Consider the following 19,101-nt stretch of genomic DNA (forward strand, 5'->3'; position numbering starts at 1 on the left):
AGGGAGTTTTTCTTTCACCCTCATCGCCGTAGGCTTTTTGGAACCACTCGCCCAGCGAGTGGTTTTCTGTATACAATAAACCTTCCCCCTTTCAGGGGGAAGGTGGCATTTGCGAAGCAAATGACGGATGAGGGTGGGTCGGTAAAATAGATTTCCTTTTTCGTCCTATCCAACGCCCCTCATCCGCCCCTGCGGGGCACCTTCCCCCCTAAGGGGGGAAGGTCATGTTTGTAAAGCAAATGCCGATCACCATACATGAAAGGACGGGGGAGACGCTTTCAAAACCCGTTTCGCTTCCCTGCTGGAAAAAGAACGGTTTTTGGAATCCAAAGAAAAAGCGGCTTCCCAAGGGGGTTAGGTGGCTCCAAATAGGAATCCGGCGGCCCGGCTTTACGCCCCCATTGTGCACCAGCACCGTCCACAGGTGACTCCGCCGGTGGAACAGGGAAAGGCTGTGGTCCTATCCAACATTTTTTCGCCGCCTGCGTGGGTGGAAATTGCGGCGTGGTTTGGCGGGCGGCCGCAGGCCGCCCAATGGTTAGAACGGAAGAGGGGGACGCATGACAGCGCCCCCCTCTTCATGGGTTTATTTTCCCTTGAATTTCTTCAGCAGGCCCAGGAAACCGCCCTTTTTGGGGGGCTCCTCGGGCTTCCGGGCGGTGGCGGCCCGGAGCTCCTTCAAAGCCTGGGCGGCGTCCCGGTCGCCCAGCTCGGCGGCACGGCAGTAGAGCTCCTCCGCCCGCAGGAGGTCCTTGGCCACCCCCCGGCCCTCGGCATAGCACCGGCCCAGCAGATAGAGCCCGCCGGCATGGTCCCGCTCGGCGGCCCGGTTTAGAAACTCCGCCGCCAGCCGCTCATCCCGGCGCAGCCGGTCTCCCTCCAGATATTTGCTGCCCAAAAGGAACTGGGCCTGGGTATAGCCGTCCTCCGCCGCCGCCCGCAGAAGGGTCTCCCCCTCCTTCGGGTCCTTTCTGAGCCGCTCCCCCAGCAGCAGGCACCGGCCCAGGTGATACCGGGCCTCGTTGTGACCCTGGTCGGCGGCCTTCCTCAGCCAGGCCTCCCCCTCGTCCGGGTCCTGGGGCAGACCGACGCCGTAGAGGAGGCAGCGGCCCAGCTGGCACTGGGCGTAGGCGTGTCCCCGCTCCGCCGCCCGCCGGTAGAACGTCACCGCCCTGTACTCGTCCTTGGATATGCCCCGGCCCGTCTCATAGCAGTAGCCCAGGCTGGCCATGGCGGGGGGATAGTCCCGATTCGCGCCACCGCGGTAGCACTCCGCCGCCCGCTGGTCGTTCTGCTCCGTCCCCTCGCCGTCCAGGCAGCAGTTCCCCAGCAGGTACAGGGCACGGGGATGGCCCTGCTCCGCCGCCTGCTCCAGCCAGTGGACCGCCTGGGCGGCGTCGGGCTCCACCCCGATGCCGTGGAGATAACAGAAGCCCAGGTTGCACTGGGCATAGGCGTAGCCCTGTTCGGCGGAGCGCCGGTAGAGCTCCACCGCCTTCTCCTTGTCCTCGGGCACCCCACGGCCCAGCTCGTAGCACAGGCCCAGGCTGGCCAGGGAGGGGGCGTAGCCCTGCTCCGCCCCACGGCGGTAATACGCCACCGCCTGCTGGTCGCTCTGCGCCACGCCCTGGCCGTTCCAGCAGCAGTCCCCCAGGATGTCCAGGGCGCGGGGGAAGTCCCGCTCTGCCGACTTCTCCAGCCAGGGGATGGCCTTGGACGGGTCGACATCGGTGCCAATGCCCGTGAGATAGCAGTAGCCCGCGTTGCAGGCCCCCGCCGGCTCGCCCCGCTCGCCCGCCTGGCAGTAGAGCTCCAGGGCACGGGCCGGGTCGGCCTCCACCCCACGGCCATTCTCGTAGCACAGGCCCAGGCTCACCATGGCCGGCGGATAGTCCAGCTCCGCCCCACGGCGGTAGTATTCCACCGCTTTGGCCGGGTCCTTCTCCATGCCGATGCCGTCGGCGGCGCAGTCCCCCAGCAGATCAAAGGCCCGGGGAAAGTTCTGCTCTGCCGCCCGCTCCAGCCACTGTACCGCCCGGGCACCGTCCTGCTCCACGCCGATGCCGTGGAGGCAGCAAAAGCCCAGGTTGCACTGGGCCCGGGGATAGCCCCCCTCGGCGGCCTGGAGGTAGAGCGCCGCCCCCTTGGCCTTGTCCTCGGGCACACCCTCGCCCACCTCGTAGCAAAGGCCCAGGTCGCAGATGGCGGGCAAGTACCCCTGCTCCGCCGCCTGCCCATAGAGGACCGCCGCCCGCTCCAGGTCCCGCTCCGTCCCGCGGCCCGCCTGGAGGCAGTCGGCCAGAATGCTCTGAGCGCGGGGGAACTCCTGCTCCGCCGCCCGCTCCAGCCACACCACGCCCGCTTTCTCGTCCCGGTCCATCCCGATGGCGCTGAGGCAGCACACAGCCAAATTGCACTGGGCAGGGGCATAGCCCCCCTCCGCCGCCCGGCGGTAGAGCTCCACCGCCCGGACCGGGTCCCGGTCCACCCCGGTGCCGCTCTCGTAGCACAGGCCCAGGTCGCACACCGCGGGCAGGTAGCCCTGTTCCGCCGCCTGCGCATAGAGGGACACCGCCCGCTTCAGGTCCTCCGCCGTCCCACGGCCCGTCTGGAGACAGTCGGCCAGGATGCTCTGGGCACGGGGGAACTCCTGGGCCGCCGAGCGCTCCAGCCAGTCTATCGCCGCGCCCTCGTCCTCCTCCACGCCGATGCCGTTGAGGTAGCACACCCCCAGGTTGCACTGGGCCGGGGCGTAGCCCTGCTCCGCCGCCTGACGGTAGAGCCGGGCGGCCTCCGCCGGGTCGGTTTCCACGCCGGTGCCATTCTCCCGGCACACGCCCAGGATGCTCTGGGCACGGGGAAAGCCCTGCTCAGCGGCCCGGCCCAGCCACTCCGCGCCCCGGACCGGGTCGGCCTCCACCCCGATGCCGTTGAGATAGCATACCCCCAGGTTGCACTGGGCCGGGGCATAGCCCTCCTCGGCGGCCTGGCGGTAGAGCTCGGCGGCCCGGACCGGGTCGACGTCCACGCCGTCCCCCGCCTCGTAGCACAGGCCCAGGTCGCACACCGCGGGGAGATACCCCTCCTCGGCGGCCTGGCGGAAGAGCTCCGCCCCCCGGACCGGATCAAAGTCTACGCCGTCACCAGCCTGGCAGCAGCGGCCCAGGGCCTCCACCGCCCGCAGGTCCCCCGTCTCCGCCCCCACGGCGAACCAGCGGGCGGCCTCCTTCAGGTCAACGTCCACACCGTCCCCCTGGGCGTACCGCAGCCCCACGTCGTAGGCCACGGCCGGGTCCTCGTGGGCCTGCTCCAGCAGAGCCCGGAAATCGGCCTGAGACCGCTGGACCTGCTCCATAGCCCGCCAGATGAGGGCCGTATTCACGAATACCACGTTCTCCTGCCCCTCCGGCGTCCCCTTCTCCTTTTCCTCCAGCATGCTCTGCCGTCACCCGTCCTTTCCGCCCATGACAGGGCGCTTTGAGTTCCATTCTACAACACCGGGGCGGCGGATTCAAGGACCTTCCCATTCCCGGTTGTCTCCACGGACTGGAAATTTTACTTACACTCTGTGAAAAATTGTGTTAAAATAAGAAAAGAGAGCTTTTACGGTTGATTTCACCTGTTTTTGTGCGTGAAAGGAGGTACCGGCATGTACCGGGCGGGAGATCGGATCATTTACGGCGGCAGCGGCGTCTGCCAGGTGAAGGCGGTGGGACCCCTGGAGGGGGACAGGGAGGACCGGCTCTACTACACCCTGGAGCCCCTCTACGGCTCCGGGATCATCTACGCCCCCGTGGACGGCCCCGTCTTTTCCCGCCCCCTCATGACGCCAGAGGAGGTGCATGACCTGCTGGCGCAGTTCCCCGAAATCCCCGCCGAGCCCCTGGCCGAGCGCAGTCTCACCGCCCTCAAGGACCACTATGTGTCGGTGCTCAAGAGCCACGACTGCCAGGCCCTGGTGGGCCTCATTAAGGGAGCCTATGAGAAGGGCCAGCGGGCCGTCAGCCGGGGCAAACGCCCCGGCGCGGTGGACCAGCACTACCTCAAGAGCGCCCAGGAGCTCCTCCACGGGGAGATCGCCGCCGCGCTCGGCATCCCCCTGGACTCCGTCCCCGACTACATCCGCACCGCCGTGGAAGGGGAGAGCGACGCCTGAGCATGCTCAGGCGTCGCTCTCCCCAATGGACCCGCTTACGCTGGGCTTTCGCGGGGGCCCCATAGAGACAGTACCTTCTTCCCTCAGGGGAGAAGGTGCCCCGGAGGGGCGGATGAGAGCGCGCAAGATAGAAGGAAACACAAATGCGCCTGAGTGACGCACCCTCATCCGGCGGCTCACGCCGCCACCTTCCCCCTGGAACGGGGAAGGTCAGAGATCTACCCACCACGCCGTTTTCCCCACCCGCGCCGCAGCAACGGCAATGCCAGTCAGCGCCACCGCGCGGCGACACCCACCCACGCAGGCGGCGAAAAAAGTGGGGATAGAACCACGGCTTGTCCCTGTTCCACCGAGGTAGTCTACCGCAGACGGGGCTGGTCCACAACGGGGGCGTAAAGACGGGCCGCCGGATTCCTATTTGGGACCACTCAACCCCCACGGGAGCCCCTTTTTCTTTGGATTCCAAAAACCGTTCTTTTTCCAGCAGGGAAGCGAAACGGGTTTTGAGATCGTCTCCTTTCTCCAAAAACGTATGTTGATTGGCATTTGCCCAAATAACATAACCTTCCCCCCAATGGGGGGAAGGTGCCCCGCAGGGGCGGATGAGGGGGCGTTGGATAGAACGGAAAGTGAAATCCATTTTACCAGCCCACCCTCATCCGTCATTTGCTCCGCAAATGCCACCTTCCCCCTGGGAGGGGGAAGGTTTTTTCGGCATGGTTCCCCATGCACGAGCCCTGGATTTTTATGCTTGACAAAGCCTGATCGGGGGCGTATACTTTGCCTCGTAAAAATCGGATAGATCTTCAGGGCAGGGTGAGATTCCCTACCGGTGGTATAGCCCACGAGCCGCAAGCATGATTCGGTGAAACTCCGAAGCCGACCGTACAGTCGGGATGGAAGAAGATCGGAAGACGCAGGACCTGTCTCCAGGTCCCCCCACGTCATACGGCTGCTCTGGTATGTTTTTGGACATCCAGAGTTTTTTTGTTGCCCGCGCCCCCAAAAGGGCGTCGGTTGACCGCCTTTCCGCTGCCCTGGACCTTCTGTCCGGGGCAGCTTTTGTTTTGCCCGACGGAGGGATGCGAGATGGAAGACCGCGACTATATGGCCCTGGCCCTGGAGCTGGCCGAGCAGGGGGCGGGGTGGACCTGCCCCAACCCCATGGTGGGGGCAGTGATCGTGAAGGACGGCCGCATCATCGGCCAGGGCTACCACCGCCGCTGCGGGGAGCTCCACGCCGAACGGGAGGCCCTGGCCGCCTGCACGGAGGACCCCGCCGGGTCCACCCTGTACGTGACATTGGAGCCCTGCTGCCACCAGGGGCGGCAGCCCCCCTGCGTGGACGCCGTGCTGGAGACCGGCATCCGCCGGGTGGTGGTGGGCACCACCGACCCCAACCCCCTGGTGGGGGGCAAGGGCATCGCCCGGCTGCAAGAGCGGGGCGTGGAGGTGACCGTGGGGGTGCTGGAGGCCGAGTGCCGCGCCCTCAACCGGTTTTTCTTCCACTACATCCGCACCCGGCGGCCCTACGTGGTGATGAAATACGCCATGACCATGGACGGCAAGATCGCCGCCTACACCGGGGACGCCAAGTGGATCACCGGGGAGGCGGCCCGGGCGCACGTCCACCGGCTGCGCCACCGGTGCCGGGGCATTCTGGTGGGGGTGGGCACCGTGCTCGCCGACGACCCCATGCTCAACTGCCGCCTGCCCGGCGGCCGGGACCCGGTGCGGGTCGTCTGCGACAGCCATCTGCGCACCCCCCTCACCGCCCGGGTGGTGACCACGGCAAAGGAGATCCCCACCATCCTGGCCACCTGCGAGACCGACCCGGCCAGACACGCCCCCTATGAGGCCGCGGGCTGCCGGGTGCTCTCTCTGCCGGAGCGGGCGGGAGAGGTGGACCTGGGGGCCCTGCTGGACGCCCTGGGGGAGTTGGAGATGGACAGCCTGTTGCTGGAGGGGGGCGGCACCCTGAACTGGTCCTTCCTGGAGCAGGGGCTGGTCCAGAGGGTATACGCCTATGTTGCCCCCAAGCTGCTGGGGGGCGCTACGGCCAAGTCCCCGGTGGAGGGGACGGGCGTCCCCAGCCCCCAGACGGCCTTTTCTCTCAAAAACACCAGGATACAGACCTTAGGCGAGGACATTTTGCTGGAGAGCGAGGTGGATGACCGTGTTCACGGGGATCGTTGAGGAGGTGGGCACCGTGACGGCGGTGGACCGGGGGCGGCACTCCGCCGTCCTCACCATCCGGGCCCACACCGTGCTGGAGGACGCCAAGTTGGGGGACAGCATCGCCGTCAACGGCATCTGTCTCACCGTCACCGGCCGGACGGCGGGCAGCTTCACCGCCGACGTGATGCACGAGACGTTGGACCGCTCCTCCCTGGCCGGGCTCCGGCCTGGCACCGAGGTCAATTTGGAGCGGGCCATGGCGGCGGGCGGGCGCTTCGGCGGCCACATCGTCTCCGGCCACGTGGATGGGGTGGGCCGGGTGAAGTCGGTCCGCCGGGACGACAACGCCGTGTGGTACACCGTCTCGGCCCCGCCCCACCTGCTGCGCTACATCGTGGAAAAGGGCTCCATCACTGTGGACGGCATCAGCCTGACGGTGGCCCGGGTGGACGAAGCCAGCTTCGCCATCTCGGCCATCCCCCACACGGTGGCCCAGACCGTCCTCCGCAACCGAAGGCCGGGGGACCTGGTCAACCTGGAAAACGACATCATCGGCAAATATGTGGAAAAGCTCCTGACCCCCGCCCCGGAAACCAGGGCGGAGGGGGGCATCACCAAGGAATTTCTGGCCCAGTACGGCTTTTAGGAGGAGAAGATCATGGCTCAGTTCCACACCATCGAGCAGGCCCTGGAGGACCTGCGGCAGGGCAAGCTCATTCTGGTCACCGACGACCCCGACCGGGAGAACGAGGGCGACCTCATCTGCGCGGCGGAGTTCGCCACCACCGAGAACGTCAACTTCATGGCCACCCACGGCAAGGGCCTCATCTGCATGCCCATGTCGGAGGAGTATGTCCAGAAGCTCCGCTTCCCCCAGATGGTCCAGTACAACACCGACAACCACGAGACGGCCTTCACCGTCTCCATCGACCACGTGTCCACCACCACCGGCATCTCGGCGGCGGAGCGGTCGGTGACCGCCCTCAAGTGCGTGGAGGAGGGGTCCAGGCCGGAGGACTTCCGGCGGCCGGGGCACATGTTCCCCCTGCTGGCCAAGAAGAACGGCGTCCTGGAGCGGGAGGGCCACACCGAGGCCACCGTGGACCTGTGCCGCCTGGCGGGGCTGAAGGCCTGCGGCCTGTGCTGCGAGGTCATGAAGGACGACGGCACCATGATGCGCACCCCCGAGCTCATGGAGCTCTCGGAGCGGTTCGGCCTCACCTTCATCACCATCAAGGACCTCCAGAACTACCGCAAGTGCCACGACCAACTGGTGGACGAGGTGGCGGTGACCAGGATGCCCACCAAGTACGGCAATTTCGTGGCCCACGGCTTTGTGAGCCGTCTCAACGGCGAGCACCACGTGGCCCTGGTGAAGGGGGACATCGGGGACGGGCAGAACGTGCTCTGCCGGGTCCACTCCGAGTGCCTCACCGGCGACACCTTCGGCTCCCTGCGCTGCGACTGCGGCGAGCAGCTGGCTGCCGCCATGGCCCAGATCGAGCGGGAGGGGAGGGGCATCCTCCTCTACATGCGCCAGGAGGGCCGGGGCATCGGCCTCATCAACAAGCTCCGGGCCTACGAGCTCCAGGAGAAGGGCATGGACACCCTGGACGCCAACCTGGCCCTGGGCTTTGCCGGGGACCAGCGGGAGTACTACATCGGCGCCCAGATCCTTCGCACCCTGGGTGTGAAGAGCATGCGCCTTCTGACCAACAACCCGGACAAGGTCTACCAGCTCTCCGAGTTCGGCATGGAGATCACCGAGCGGGTGCCCATCCAGATCGAGGCCACCGACTACGACCGCTTCTATCTCAAGACCAAGCAGGAGCGCATGGGCCACATCCTGCACTATTAAAAGGAGGACACACGAAATGAAGACACTGGAAGGAAAACTGGTCGCAAAAGGCATTCGGGTGGGCATCGTGGCCGCCCGGTTCAATGAGTTCATCACCTCCAAGCTCCTCAGCGGCGCCATGGACGGCCTGGTCCGCCACGACGTGCAGGAGGAGGACATCCACGTGGCCTGGGTGCCAGGCGCCTTCGAGATCCCCCTCATCGCCGCCAAGATGGCCAAGAGCGGCAAGTACGACGCCGTCATCTGCCTGGGCGCCGTCATCCGGGGCTCCACCAGCCACTACGACTACGTGTGCAACGAGGTCTCCAAGGGCATCGCCGCCGTGGGTCTGGAGAGCGGCATCCCCGTCCTCTTCGGCGTCCTCACCACCGAAAACATCGAGCAGGCCATCGAGCGCGCCGGCACCAAGGCCGGCAACAAGGGCTACGACTGCGCCCTGAGCGCCATCGAGATGGTTAACCTCATCCGGGAGATCGAGAACTGATCTGCTCATCATATAAATATGAAAAGAGGGGGAGACCGGCTTAGGCGCACACCCATAAGGAAGTAATGGTATCTTGCAGGGCAGCATGGCAAATTGCTATGCTGTCCTGCTTTTTCTTTCTCGTTCAATGGTCTGCTTGTCCTCGTCCTGTTTCAGTTCCCCGATGAAGTTCCAGATAATCTGGATTTTCTGCCGCCGGTGGCCGCTGGACTTGTCCGGCGCATGGACGATAATCTTCTTCACAAACTCGTTGACAATCGTGGGCGTCAGTTCGGTAATCCCCACATACTTCCGAATAACCGCCGCGAAACTGTCAAAATCCGCTTTGTCCTGCTCGTAGGCATTTATCATTTCCCGGTCTGTCTTAACCTTTTCCGTCAGTTCTTTCTGCTCCGCTTCATACTCGGCGGATAACTTCAAAAACCGTTCGTGAGAGATTGCGCCGGATATATCGTCCTCATAGATACGCTTGAAAATCCGGTCAAGTTCCGCTATCCGTTTTTCGGCTTGGGTGATTTCCCGCTTGCGCTTTTTTGCCGTCTTTTCCGCTTCCTCAAACCGCTGCTCATACACCGCTTTTTGAAAACTCATAATGTCCTCAAAAAACATGGCGGTTACATCGAATATCCGGCGCAGCACAAACCGTTTCAGCGTTTCCTCGCGGATAAAGTGCATGGTGCAATCCCCCGTATTGCTCTTGTACCTCGCGCAGCGGTAACAATCCTGCTCCGGTGTCATGTTCTTACCCGTAGCAAAATGCAGTTTGCTGCCGCAATCGGCACAGTACAATAGCCCAGAGAACAACCCCTGCCGTTCCGCTTGTTTGGCGGGGCGGCGTTTGTTTGCCCGAAGTTCCTGCACGCGCTCCCACACTTTTTCGTTGATGATAGCGGGTTGTGTATCGGGGAAGATACGGTAATTCTCTGGGGCGTTTTGCAGACGCTTTTTCAGTTTGTGAGACTTGGAGTAGGTTTTGAAGTTTACCGTACACCCCGTATATTCTGGGCGTTCCAATATCCCCGCAACAGATTTTGGGTCCCATTGATAGAGGTTTTCCAGCATGGGCTTCCCGTCCCGTTTTGCATAGTACGCTTTGACGGTCAATACCTTACCGGCGGTCAATGCCTTTGCAATCTGCATCGGCCCTTTTCCGGCAACGCACAAATCGAAAATTCGCTTGACTACCTCGGCGGCTTCCTCGTCCACAATCCACTTTTTCTTGTCGTTGGGGTCTTTCACATACCCATAGGGCGGGTTGCTGCAAAGATGTTCCCCGGCGTTGCCCTTTGCCCGCATAACGGCGCGGATTTTCTTGCTGGTATCGCGTGCGTAGAAATCGTTGAACAGGTTGCGGAATGGAGTAAAATCGTTGTCGCCCTTGTCGCTATCCACACCGTCGTTGATGGCGATATACCGTATATCACGCTCGGCAAAGAAACTCTCGGTGTAGTAGCCGACTTTCAGATAATCCCGCCCCATGCGGGACATATCCTTGACGATAACCGTTTTGACCTTTCCCGCTTCCGCAAGCCCTATCATCTCATTCCAGCCGGGCCTGTCGAAAGTTACCCCGGAAACGCCGTCGTCAATGAAAAAAGTTGGATTTGGAAAGTCATTGTCCTCTGCATACTTCAAAAGGATTTTCTTCTGATTGACAATGCTGTTACTGTCCCCGTCAAGCGCGTCCTCTTGACTTAATCGGGCATATAAAGCGGTAATGTTGTCGGGATAATTTTTCGTTGTCGTCATTGTTCATTCCTCCTGTAATGAACGCCCGACAAACAGGTTGCTATCGCTATTATAACGCTCCTTGCTTTTCTTGTCAGTAGGCGTTTTCACGGTTTCCGCTTTGATAAGGCGCGTCATCTTGTCGTAGAGCAGTTCGGATCCGCCGCAGGAAGTTTCGATTTCAAAAATTGTCCCGCCGATTTTGTAGCATACGGTTTCATTCAGAGGATTGCCCTTTTTCGGCAGTAAATCATTGTGTTCTGCTTCTCGCTTCTTTTCCATTTCTTTCCCGTCCTTTCCTTTGTTTTGAGTAGGGAACAAGCACAGCAAATGAGTACCCATTTGCCCTTTTTGGCTTGTTGGGAAAATCCCAAACCCTTTTACTTTCCCTCACTCAATATCCCGTTTGAAAGGTGGCTTTTGTTGCGCTTTGCCTTTCGCTATATACAACACCGCATTTTCGTTTTTGCCAAAGCAACGAGAGAGATTTTTGCAGAAGTATTGTATTGTAAAAGCCATAATGGTATAATAAATAAACCATTATGGCTCGAGGTGTAAAATATGAGTTTGGAGTATTTTGGAAATGATAAATATAAAGTGCTGTCCTGTATGGCTGGCTGCCAAGTGATTATCAAAGGAAAATCCATAGTAAAACTTTCCCAGCAAGAAATAGCTGATCTTGTTCAGTTAAGTAAGGTAAAGGTTAACAGTATTATTGCAGATTTAAAAGCAGATGGGTATCTTGTCCAACAAAGTGCAAGAGGTAGATACACATTAACGGAAAAAGCAAATCAAGAACTTGCTGCTTTTGAAAACGGAGGAAATAAAAAATGAAACTTTCTCATTCAATGATTAAAGAAATCATAGCAGCAATTGGATTTTCTCCGGAAGATGGACGTGATAATGTTTTTTACAAGGTATATCCGAATTGGACTAATTACATAATTAAAGTTAACTTTAATACAGAAAAAATTGAATATAGAGAAGATAGTATATCGGAAAATGAGGGGATAGTTTGGGGGGATGCTACTACAAGTAATTTTGAAAACTCTGAGAATTTTGTTGTCTTGGAATGTGTCAATAGATTGCTTGAAAAAGGCTATGCCCCAAAAGTAATCGCGTTAGAGAAAAAATACCCCTTAGGGAGAAACCTTAAAGGGAAATTGGACATTGTGGTTGCAGATAACAACGGAAAATCCTTTCTAATGATTGAATGCAAAACATGGGGCGAAGAGTACAAAAAAGAGAAACGAAAAATGCTCAAAAATGGTGCTCAATTATTTTCCTACTTTGCAAATGATAGAACAGTTCAGTATCTTTGTTTATATACGTCGCAATATAGTGACGGAGCAATTGAGTACAAGAATGATATTGTTCCTGTTGAAACAGACTGGATAGAATTGGCAAATGTAAAAGAAATACATGACCATTGGAATAAAAATTTTAAAGACAACGGAATTTTTGAGGAGTGGGCCGCCGCATACGGTATTGAAATAAAAGCTTTAGTTCGTGGAAGATTACAGCCGCTTACAAAGGATGACAGTGGCCGAATTTTTAACCAGTTTGCGGAGATTTTGCGCCACAATGTTGTATCTGATAAGCCAAATGCTTTTAATAAAATCCTCAATCTTTTCATCTGCAAGATTATTGATGAAGATAAAAATGAGGATGAGCAAGTTGATTTCCAATGGCTTGAAGATGATACCGACGAAAGTCTGCAAGTCAGATTAAACGATCTCTACAAAAAGGGCATGCACCGTTTTCTCGAAATTGAGGTAACGGATTATTCTGATGAAGAAATTACAGAGCAACTGGCTAATATAAGCGATAAGGCAGCTTTATACACAATAAAAAATATGCTTACAAAGCTTAGATTGCAGAAAAATCCTGAGTTTGCTTTTATTGAAGTATATAACGACCAATCATTTAAAATAAACGCCCATATAGTTCGTGAAGTGGTAGAGCTTCTACAGCCCTATCAATTTCGTTATGGACATAAGCAACAGTTTTTAGGGGATTTCTTCGAATTATTATTAAATACAAGTATCAAGCAGGAGGCAGGACAGTTTTTTACGCCTGTACCAATTTGCCGCTATATTGTATATTCACTACCTATTAAAGAGTTTATCCTTAATAAACTCAAAGCTGGAGAGCCACATATTTTACCAGCCGTAATAGATTTTGCTTGTGGGACTGGGCATTTCTTGACCGAATATATGGATAGAGTCCAATCCATTATTGAAGAAATCGATATTAAAACAGCGAAACCCTCTGTGCGAAAAAAACTAAGTGCTTGGCGTGATTATGACAAATATGATTGGGCAAAAGAATATGTGTATGGGATTGACGCAGATTATCGTCTTGTAAAATCCGCAAAAGTAAGTTCTTTCTTAAATGGTGATGGTGAAGCGAACATTATTAGGGCCAACGGTTTAGACAGCTTCTCTTTGTCTCGTGAATACAAAGGACGTTTAAAAGAAGTTGCAAAAGATAATCCGCAGGATAATGGACAATTTGATATTTTGATCGCTAATCCACCTTATTCTGTAAGTGCTTTCAAATCTACTGTAAAATATGGCGAACAATCTTTCGAATTATTTAATCGCTTAACGGATAACAGTTCCGAAATAGAATGTCTGTTTGTTGAACGTATGGAGCAACTCTTAAAAGTCGGTGGGTATGCCGGTATTATTCTGCCCAGTTCGATTTTGAGTAACGCGGGTACATATACAGCTGCCAGAGAGATCATTTTAAAGTATTTCAAAATTAAAGGAATTACTGAACTGGGATCTAACACTTTTATGGCAACTGGGACAAATACAGTTATTCTCTTTTTGGAGCGCAGACATAATAACGATCACAAGCAGATTGCCAATGCAATTAACAGTTTTTTTGAACGTCCAAAAGAAACTACCGTTTTGGGTATAGAAAAAGCGTTTAGCAAATATGTTTCGAAAGTATTTGATGGTATATCGTTAGAAGATTATGTTTCTTTTGTGAACAGAAAAGCGAATGACATCTTTAAATCACGAGAAATATGGACTGAATACCATAATTGGTTTTATGCTTTACCTGAAATCGTAAAATTGCAAACGCAAAGGCAGTTTACGGAAAAGACCATTTCTGAACAAGAAACGGAACTAAAAAAACTGTTTTATGATAAAGTCTTGGAGATTGAAAAAGAAAAGATTTTATACTTCTTGCTTACATATATGCAAGAAACAGTTATTATTAAAGTGGGCGAGAAGCAGGCTGAAAAGGAATTTCTCGGCTATGAATTTTCTAATCGGAGAGGACATGAAGGTATCAAAATGTTGTCCGGAGGAACTAGACTCTATGATGAGGAAAATGTTCTCAATCCGTTAAAGGCAAGTAGTTATAATTACGCTGCGTTCTTAACAAATAGTACAGTTGTTGATGAAAGTATGGAAGATAACATTTCTATTATGTCTTGTGTAGACCTCATTAATTTTTCTTCCATACAGTTTGAGAAAACCATCTCTCTAACGCCAAATATGAAAAATTATGCCTTGATTTGGAATGGATTAAATAAGTTTCCATTAGAACGACTGGGCAACTGCTCCATTATGCTTCAGCGCGGAAAATCTGTAACCTATGGTACTGCAAATACTCAAGTGATTAAATCTGGTCAAGCGCGTGGCTATACAGAATTTGATTTTACCCAGAAGTACTATGTTGACGATAGTTTTACTGCTGATGAACGAAATTTGCAGCGAGGAGATTTACTAATTAATTCTACAGGGGTCGGTACAGCTGGTAGAGTGACTTTGTTTGATTTGGAGGGAGATTATGTTGCTGATAGCCATATAACGATTTTGAGGCTTAATCAACAAAAAGTTCTGCCTAAATATGCTCTGTATACGCTTGCAACGATAGGATTTAAAAATATCGAAAAAATGGCAACAGGGCAAAGTGGACAGATCGAATTAGCCTTATCAACTGTTGCTGAAATAAAAATACCTATTCCTCCCTTAGAAATACAACATAAAATTGTTGATGAGATAGAAACTATTGAAAAAGAAGCGGCAGCAATAAAGCATAAAATAAGCCGTAATTCATCAAAAATTGAAACTTTACTTAGCGAACTTAAACTACGGGCTGTGAAGCGTGTGCGGTTATCAGACAAGTCAAAATTTGATCTATCTATTGGAAAACGGGTTTTAAAAACCGAACTTGTTTCTGATGGGGCAATCCCTGTGTTTAGCGCAAATGTTCTACAACCATTTGGAACTATAGATAAACTGTTGATAACTGATTTTAGTGTTCCATCTATTCTTTGGGGGATTGATGGAGATTGGATGGTCAATTATATCCCAGAAAATACTCCATTTTATCCAACAGATCATTGTGGCGTTTTAAGAGTTAAAGATAACGACATACTTCCGAGGTATTTATCAAAGGCATTGGAAAGCGCAGGCTCTGAAATAAAGTTTTCAAGGAGTTATAGAGCTTCGATTGAACGGGTTAAAAACCTCAGTATTCCAGTTCCACCCGTTGATGAACAAGAGAATGTTATCGTACAAATAAAGCCATTGGAAGATGCAATATCTAAATTGTACGTTGATTTGGAAGAAGTTGAAACAAAAAGAAAAACTATTTTAAGCAAATATCTTTAATAGCAAAAGTGAAAAACCGTCAAGGATAAACTTCGCGCTTTGCGTCCTTGACGGCTTTTTCCGCCTATGCTATTTGGTAATCAAAAGTGCGCAAACGGATAGACCGATTGCGTCCTCAACACATGATGATATGTTACGCGATAGGGAGCAATAAAGCCTTGCGCTATATGGCTTTTCAAACTTGAAAACACAATAATTGAGCATTTATATTTCTGCCCTCAAAAATGGCGGTCTACTGCGTAACAATTCGCTATACCGGTGTGGATAATTAGGAGGGCAAAAAGCCTTGATTTATGCGGCTTGCAAAGGGAAGAAACAGAGCGAGTAATATCATATCCCTCGGAAGTGCAAAAATGCTGTTCTATTGTTCCATGCGGTATAGAAAAAGCGGATAAGAAGTCTTTGACCTCTTATCCGCTTTCTGCCGCAACCTGTCTGCCAGCCATTAAGTTAGTTTGTTTTCAATACTTCCTTATGGGTATGTGCCTTTGGCCGGTCCCCCTCTTTTTCTTTGGAAAACAAAAGCGGCCGCAAAGCAAGCTTTGCGGCCGCGCTGGCACCCCCGGCGCGACTCGAACGCACTACATTCCGCTTAGGAGGCGGACCCTCTATCCCGGTGAGGTACGGGGGCACATGGTCCCTGGCGTGGGACAAATTTCATTTTAACCCAAAGCCGCCGGGCTGTCAACGGCGGCTTTGCCCCTTCTTTTTCCCCTCCCCGCGAAAAAAAGTTGCGTTTTTCCTTTTTTAGATGTATAATACGTCGTTACGAATCCTGCGGCCGCCGGACAGCTTGTCGCTGGGCGGTCTTGTCATATGAGCAGGCAGGAAAAAGCATGCAGAATCAGCATCTGCGCAACGCAGCCATCATTGCCCACATCGGCGCAAAGTCCGCTTGATTCCGTTTCCGCCGGGCGGCGAAATCTGCGCCCGCCCCCTTGCGCCTCCTCTCCCCACAAAATCGGCGATTTTTTTGGGCCCCTCTTATGAACGGATGCATTTACAACATTTTGCCTCGTAAAATACTTGTACGCGCCGGAGGCGCGACCCGCCTGACGGCGGGCGCATGGTCTGGCCGTATCAAAGGAGATAGAATATGCAGAATCAAAATTTGCGCAACGTAGCCATCATCGCCCACGTCGACCACGGTAAGACCACCCTGGTGGACGAGATGCTCAAGCAGGGCGGCGCGTTCCGCGAGAACCAGGCCGTGGCCGAGCGTGTCATGGACTCCAACGACCTGGAGCGCGAGCGCGGCATCACCATCCTGGCCAAAAACACCGCCGTGCAGTACGGCGACGTGAAGATCAACATCGTGGACACCCCGGGCCACGCCGACTTCGGCGGCGAGGTGGAGCGCATCCTCAAGATGGTCAACGGCGTCATCCTGCTGGTGGACGCCGCCGAGGGCCCCATGCCCCAGACCCGCTTCGTCCTCTCCAAGGCCCTGGAGCTGGGCCACCGGGTCATCGTGGTGGTCAACAAGATCGACCGCCCCGACCAGCGCATCCACGAGGTCTGCGACGAGGTGCTGGAGCTCCTGATGGACCTCAACGCCACCGAGGAGCAGTTCGACTCCCCCACCCTCTTCTGCTCCGGCCGCAACGGCACCGCCTCCTACTCCCCTGACGTGCCCGGCACCGACCTCAAGCCCCTCTTTGACACCATCATCGACTATATCCCCGCCCCCGAGGCCGACGTGGGCCAGCCCTTCCAGATGCTGGTCTCCTCCATCGACTACAACGAGTTCGTGGGTCGCATCGCCATCGGCCGCATTGAGCGGGGCACCATCAAGCAGAACCAGGAGATCGCGGTGTGCAACTACCACGATCCCGACGCCGCCCCCCAGAAGGCCAAGGCCACTGCCCTCTACCAGTTCCAGGGCCTGAGCAAGGTGCCCGTCACCGAGGCCGACGCCGGCAACATCATCGCCATGAGCGGCATCGGCGACATCACCATCGGCGACACCATCTGCGCCCCCGACTGCGTGGAGCCCATCGAGTTCGTCAAAATCTCCGCCCCCACCATCGAGATGACCTTCTCCGTCAACGACTCCCCCTTCGCCGGCCGTGAGGGCAAATTCGTCACCTCCCGCCAGCTCCGGGAGCGCCTCTTCCGGGAGACCCTCAAGGACGTCTCCCTCCGGGTCACCGAGACCGACTCCACCGACTCCTTCAACGTGGCCGGCCGCGGCGAGATGTCCCTCTCCATCCTCATGGAGACCATGCGCCGCGAAGGCTACGAGTTCCAGGTCTCCCCGCCCCGCGTCCTGTACCAGGAGATCGACGGCAAGAAGTGCGAGCCCATCGAGCGCCTGGTCTGCGACGTGCCCAGCGACGCCGTGGGCTCCGTCATCGAGAAGATCGGCTCCCGTAAGGGCGAGATGCTGGAGATGACCCCCGTGGGTAACCGCATGAAGCTGGAGTTCCTGGTCCCCGCCCGGGGCCTCTTCGGCTACCGAAACGAGTTCCTTACCGACACCAAGGGCGAGGGCATCATGGCCTCCGTCTTTGAGTGCTACGCCCCCTACAAGGGCGACATCGCCCGTCGCTCCAGCGGCTCCCTGGTCTCCTTCGAGACCGGCGAGAGCGTCACCTACGGCCTCTTCAACGCCCAGGAGCGCGGCGTGCTCTTCATCGGTCCCGGCGTGCCCGTCTACGCCGGCATGGTGGTGGGCGAGACCCCCAAGAGCGAGGACATTACCGTCAACATTTGCAAGAAGAAGCAGCTCACCAACATGCGGGCCGCCGGAAGCGACGAGGCCCTCCGCCTCACCACCCCCCGGCAGATGTCCCTGGAGCAGTGCCTGGAGTTCCTGGCCGACGACGAGCTGCTGGAGGTCACCCCCGAGTCCCTGCGCCTGCGCAAGCGCATCCTCAGCCACGCCGACCGCATGAAGGCCCTCAAGGGCAACAAGTAAATTCCGATATAGAAAAAAGACCTTCCGCTTGGAGTGACGGAAGGTCTTTTTTTGTATTTAGGTCCCGGGCGCCGGGTCCAGGGGCCGGCCGCACCGGGCGCAGAAGCGGTCCCCCGGCTGGCAGGGGGCGCCGCAGGCTCCGCAGTGGGGATTCTGGCGCATGACAGCCTGACCGCATTTGGGACAGAAGGCGGCTCCGGCGGGGAGGGCCGTGCCGCAGCGGACGCAGTAGGCCGGGGCCTCCGCCGTACCGGCGGGTCCGGCGGGTGGAGCCGGTTGGACGGATTGGAGGTTCTGCCGCACCAGGTCGGCCACCGCCGCCCCCATGGCCGCCCCCATGCCCACGCCGGCCATGCCGCCGTCGCCCCCCAGCTGGTCAGCCGCACGGCCCAGGATGGTGTAGGTCTGGGCCTGCTGGTAGTTGTAGTTGAGGGCCTCCATCTTCTGCCGCTCACTGAGCACCGCCTTAAGCCGCTGCACCGAGGGGTCGTTCTCCGGGGCGTTGATGGAGCTGATGAAAAAGCTGACCAGCCGGATGCCGTAGGCGGCAAAGAAGTCCTGGAGCCGCCCGGCAATGCGCTCCGAGAGCTCGGCGATGCGGGCGCTGGCCTCCACGAAGCTGATGCCCTCCTCGGTGAGGGCGGTGGAGAGCTCGTCGGTGACCCGGCTGCCCACCAGTCCCCGGAAATAGCGGATCAGATCGTCGGTGGTGTAGGCGTGGGCGGTGCCCACCAGCTTTTCCACAAACAGCCCCGGGTCCTCCACCGATACGCCGTACTGCCCGAAGGCCCGGAGGGGGATGATGACCTGATACACCGGGTCCCTGAGCTGAATGGGCACCTGGGTGCCCCACTTGATGTCCAGGATGCTGCGCTGATTGACATAAAATACTTCCGCCGTGAAGGGGGAGCGGCCCCCGAAGGGGAGGTTGACCAGGGCGCTGAGGATGGGCAGGTTGTTGGTGTCCAGGGTATAGGTGCCGCTCTCAAAGAGGTCGCAGATCCGCCCCTCCTTGACAAAGACCGCCGTCTGGGCCGGGCCCACCACCAGCTGGGAGCCGCTGTTCATGTTCTCCTTGGGGTACTTCCACACCAGGGCCTCCTGAGGACCCTCAAACTTGATGACTTGAAAGAGCGCCAT

The 19,101-nt window shown here is 56.5% G+C and carries 12 protein-coding genes, 1 tRNA gene and 1 riboswitch; of the genes, 8 read left to right on the forward strand and 5 right to left on the reverse strand.

The window, feature by feature from the left end:
- Positions 1 to 586: 586 nt before the first annotated feature.
- Positions 587 to 3,436 (reverse strand): SEL1-like repeat protein, encoded by a 2,850-nt coding sequence (locus tag Q0K15_RS02670; protein WP_294511767.1) that lies wholly within the window; start codon positions 3,434 to 3,436, stop codon positions 587 to 589.
- A 213-nt stretch (positions 3,437 to 3,649) separates the two neighbouring features.
- On the opposite strand from Q0K15_RS02670, the gene Q0K15_RS02675 reads away from it, so the two are divergent.
- The 5 genes from Q0K15_RS02675 to ribE all read left to right on the forward strand — a co-directional run bounded on the left by Q0K15_RS02675 (position 3,650) and on the right by ribE (position 8,676).
- Positions 3,650 to 4,156 carry a CarD family transcriptional regulator gene (locus tag Q0K15_RS02675; protein ID WP_294511770.1) on the forward strand — a complete coding sequence of 169 codons (507 nt, stop codon included), beginning with the start codon at positions 3,650 to 3,652 and terminating at the stop codon, positions 4,154 to 4,156.
- A gap of 798 nt (positions 4,157 to 4,954) precedes the next feature.
- A riboswitch (FMN riboswitch) is annotated at positions 4,955 to 5,068 on the forward strand.
- A gap of 177 nt (positions 5,069 to 5,245) precedes the next feature.
- Positions 5,246 to 6,352 (forward strand): bifunctional diaminohydroxyphosphoribosylaminopyrimidine deaminase/5-amino-6-(5-phosphoribosylamino)uracil reductase RibD, encoded by a 1,107-nt coding sequence (gene ribD, locus Q0K15_RS02680; protein ID WP_294511773.1) that lies wholly within the window; start codon positions 5,246 to 5,248, stop codon positions 6,350 to 6,352.
- A complete protein-coding gene (locus Q0K15_RS02685) occupies positions 6,333 to 6,980 on the forward strand; it encodes a riboflavin synthase (RefSeq protein WP_294511837.1) in 648 nt (215 codons plus the stop codon). Before ribD ends, Q0K15_RS02685 begins: the two co-directional genes overlap by 20 nt.
- Positions 6,981 to 6,992: 12 nt before the next feature.
- On the forward strand, positions 6,993 to 8,192 hold the full coding sequence (locus tag Q0K15_RS02690; protein ID WP_294511775.1) for a bifunctional 3,4-dihydroxy-2-butanone-4-phosphate synthase/GTP cyclohydrolase II: 1,200 nt from the start codon (positions 6,993 to 6,995) through the stop codon (positions 8,190 to 8,192).
- Positions 8,193 to 8,208: 16 nt separating this feature from the next.
- On the forward strand, positions 8,209 to 8,676 hold the full coding sequence (gene ribE / locus Q0K15_RS02695) for a 6,7-dimethyl-8-ribityllumazine synthase (RefSeq protein ID WP_294511777.1): 468 nt from the start codon (positions 8,209 to 8,211) through the stop codon (positions 8,674 to 8,676).
- 96 nt (positions 8,677 to 8,772) lie between these two features.
- Here ribE and Q0K15_RS02700 read toward each other — a convergent pair whose 3' ends face one another.
- Together Q0K15_RS02700 and Q0K15_RS02705 are read right to left on the reverse strand one after the other, a co-directional pair.
- Positions 8,773 to 10,425: a DUF4368 domain-containing protein gene (locus tag Q0K15_RS02700; protein ID WP_294511779.1), complete on the reverse strand. Its 1,653-nt coding sequence runs from the start codon at positions 10,423 to 10,425 to the stop codon at positions 8,773 to 8,775.
- Between the two features lie 3 nt (positions 10,426 to 10,428).
- On the reverse strand, positions 10,429 to 10,686 hold the full coding sequence (locus Q0K15_RS02705; protein WP_294511781.1) for a hypothetical protein: 258 nt from the start codon (positions 10,684 to 10,686) through the stop codon (positions 10,429 to 10,431).
- Between the two features lie 279 nt (positions 10,687 to 10,965).
- On the opposite strand from Q0K15_RS02705, the gene Q0K15_RS02710 reads away from it, so the two are divergent.
- Together Q0K15_RS02710 and Q0K15_RS02715 are read left to right on the forward strand one after the other, a co-directional pair.
- Positions 10,966 to 11,238, forward strand: a complete 273-nt coding sequence (locus tag Q0K15_RS02710) for a helix-turn-helix domain-containing protein (RefSeq protein ID WP_294511783.1) — start codon at positions 10,966 to 10,968, stop codon at positions 11,236 to 11,238.
- A complete protein-coding gene (locus tag Q0K15_RS02715; RefSeq protein ID WP_294511785.1) occupies positions 11,235 to 15,041 on the forward strand; it encodes a restriction endonuclease subunit S in 3,807 nt (1,268 codons plus the stop codon). Before Q0K15_RS02710 ends, Q0K15_RS02715 begins: the two co-directional genes overlap by 4 nt.
- A 554-nt stretch (positions 15,042 to 15,595) precedes the next feature.
- Here Q0K15_RS02715 and Q0K15_RS02720 read toward each other — a convergent pair.
- Positions 15,596 to 15,672: transfer RNA gene (locus Q0K15_RS02720), tRNA-Arg, on the reverse strand.
- 465 nt (positions 15,673 to 16,137) lie between these two features.
- Here Q0K15_RS02720 and typA point away from each other — a divergent pair.
- Positions 16,138 to 17,961: a translational GTPase TypA gene (gene typA / locus Q0K15_RS02725; RefSeq protein ID WP_294511787.1), complete on the forward strand. Its 1,824-nt coding sequence runs from the start codon at positions 16,138 to 16,140 to the stop codon at positions 17,959 to 17,961.
- A 57-nt stretch (positions 17,962 to 18,018) separates the two neighbouring features.
- On the opposite strand, the gene Q0K15_RS02730 is transcribed toward typA, so the two are convergent.
- Complete coding sequence (locus tag Q0K15_RS02730) at positions 18,019 to 19,101, reverse strand: SPFH domain-containing protein (RefSeq protein WP_294511789.1); 1,083 nt, start codon at positions 19,099 to 19,101, stop codon at positions 18,019 to 18,021.

The sequence above is a fragment of the uncultured Intestinimonas sp. genome (assembly GCF_944387245.1).
Lineage (GTDB): Bacteria > Bacillota > Clostridia > Oscillospirales > Oscillospiraceae > Intestinimonas.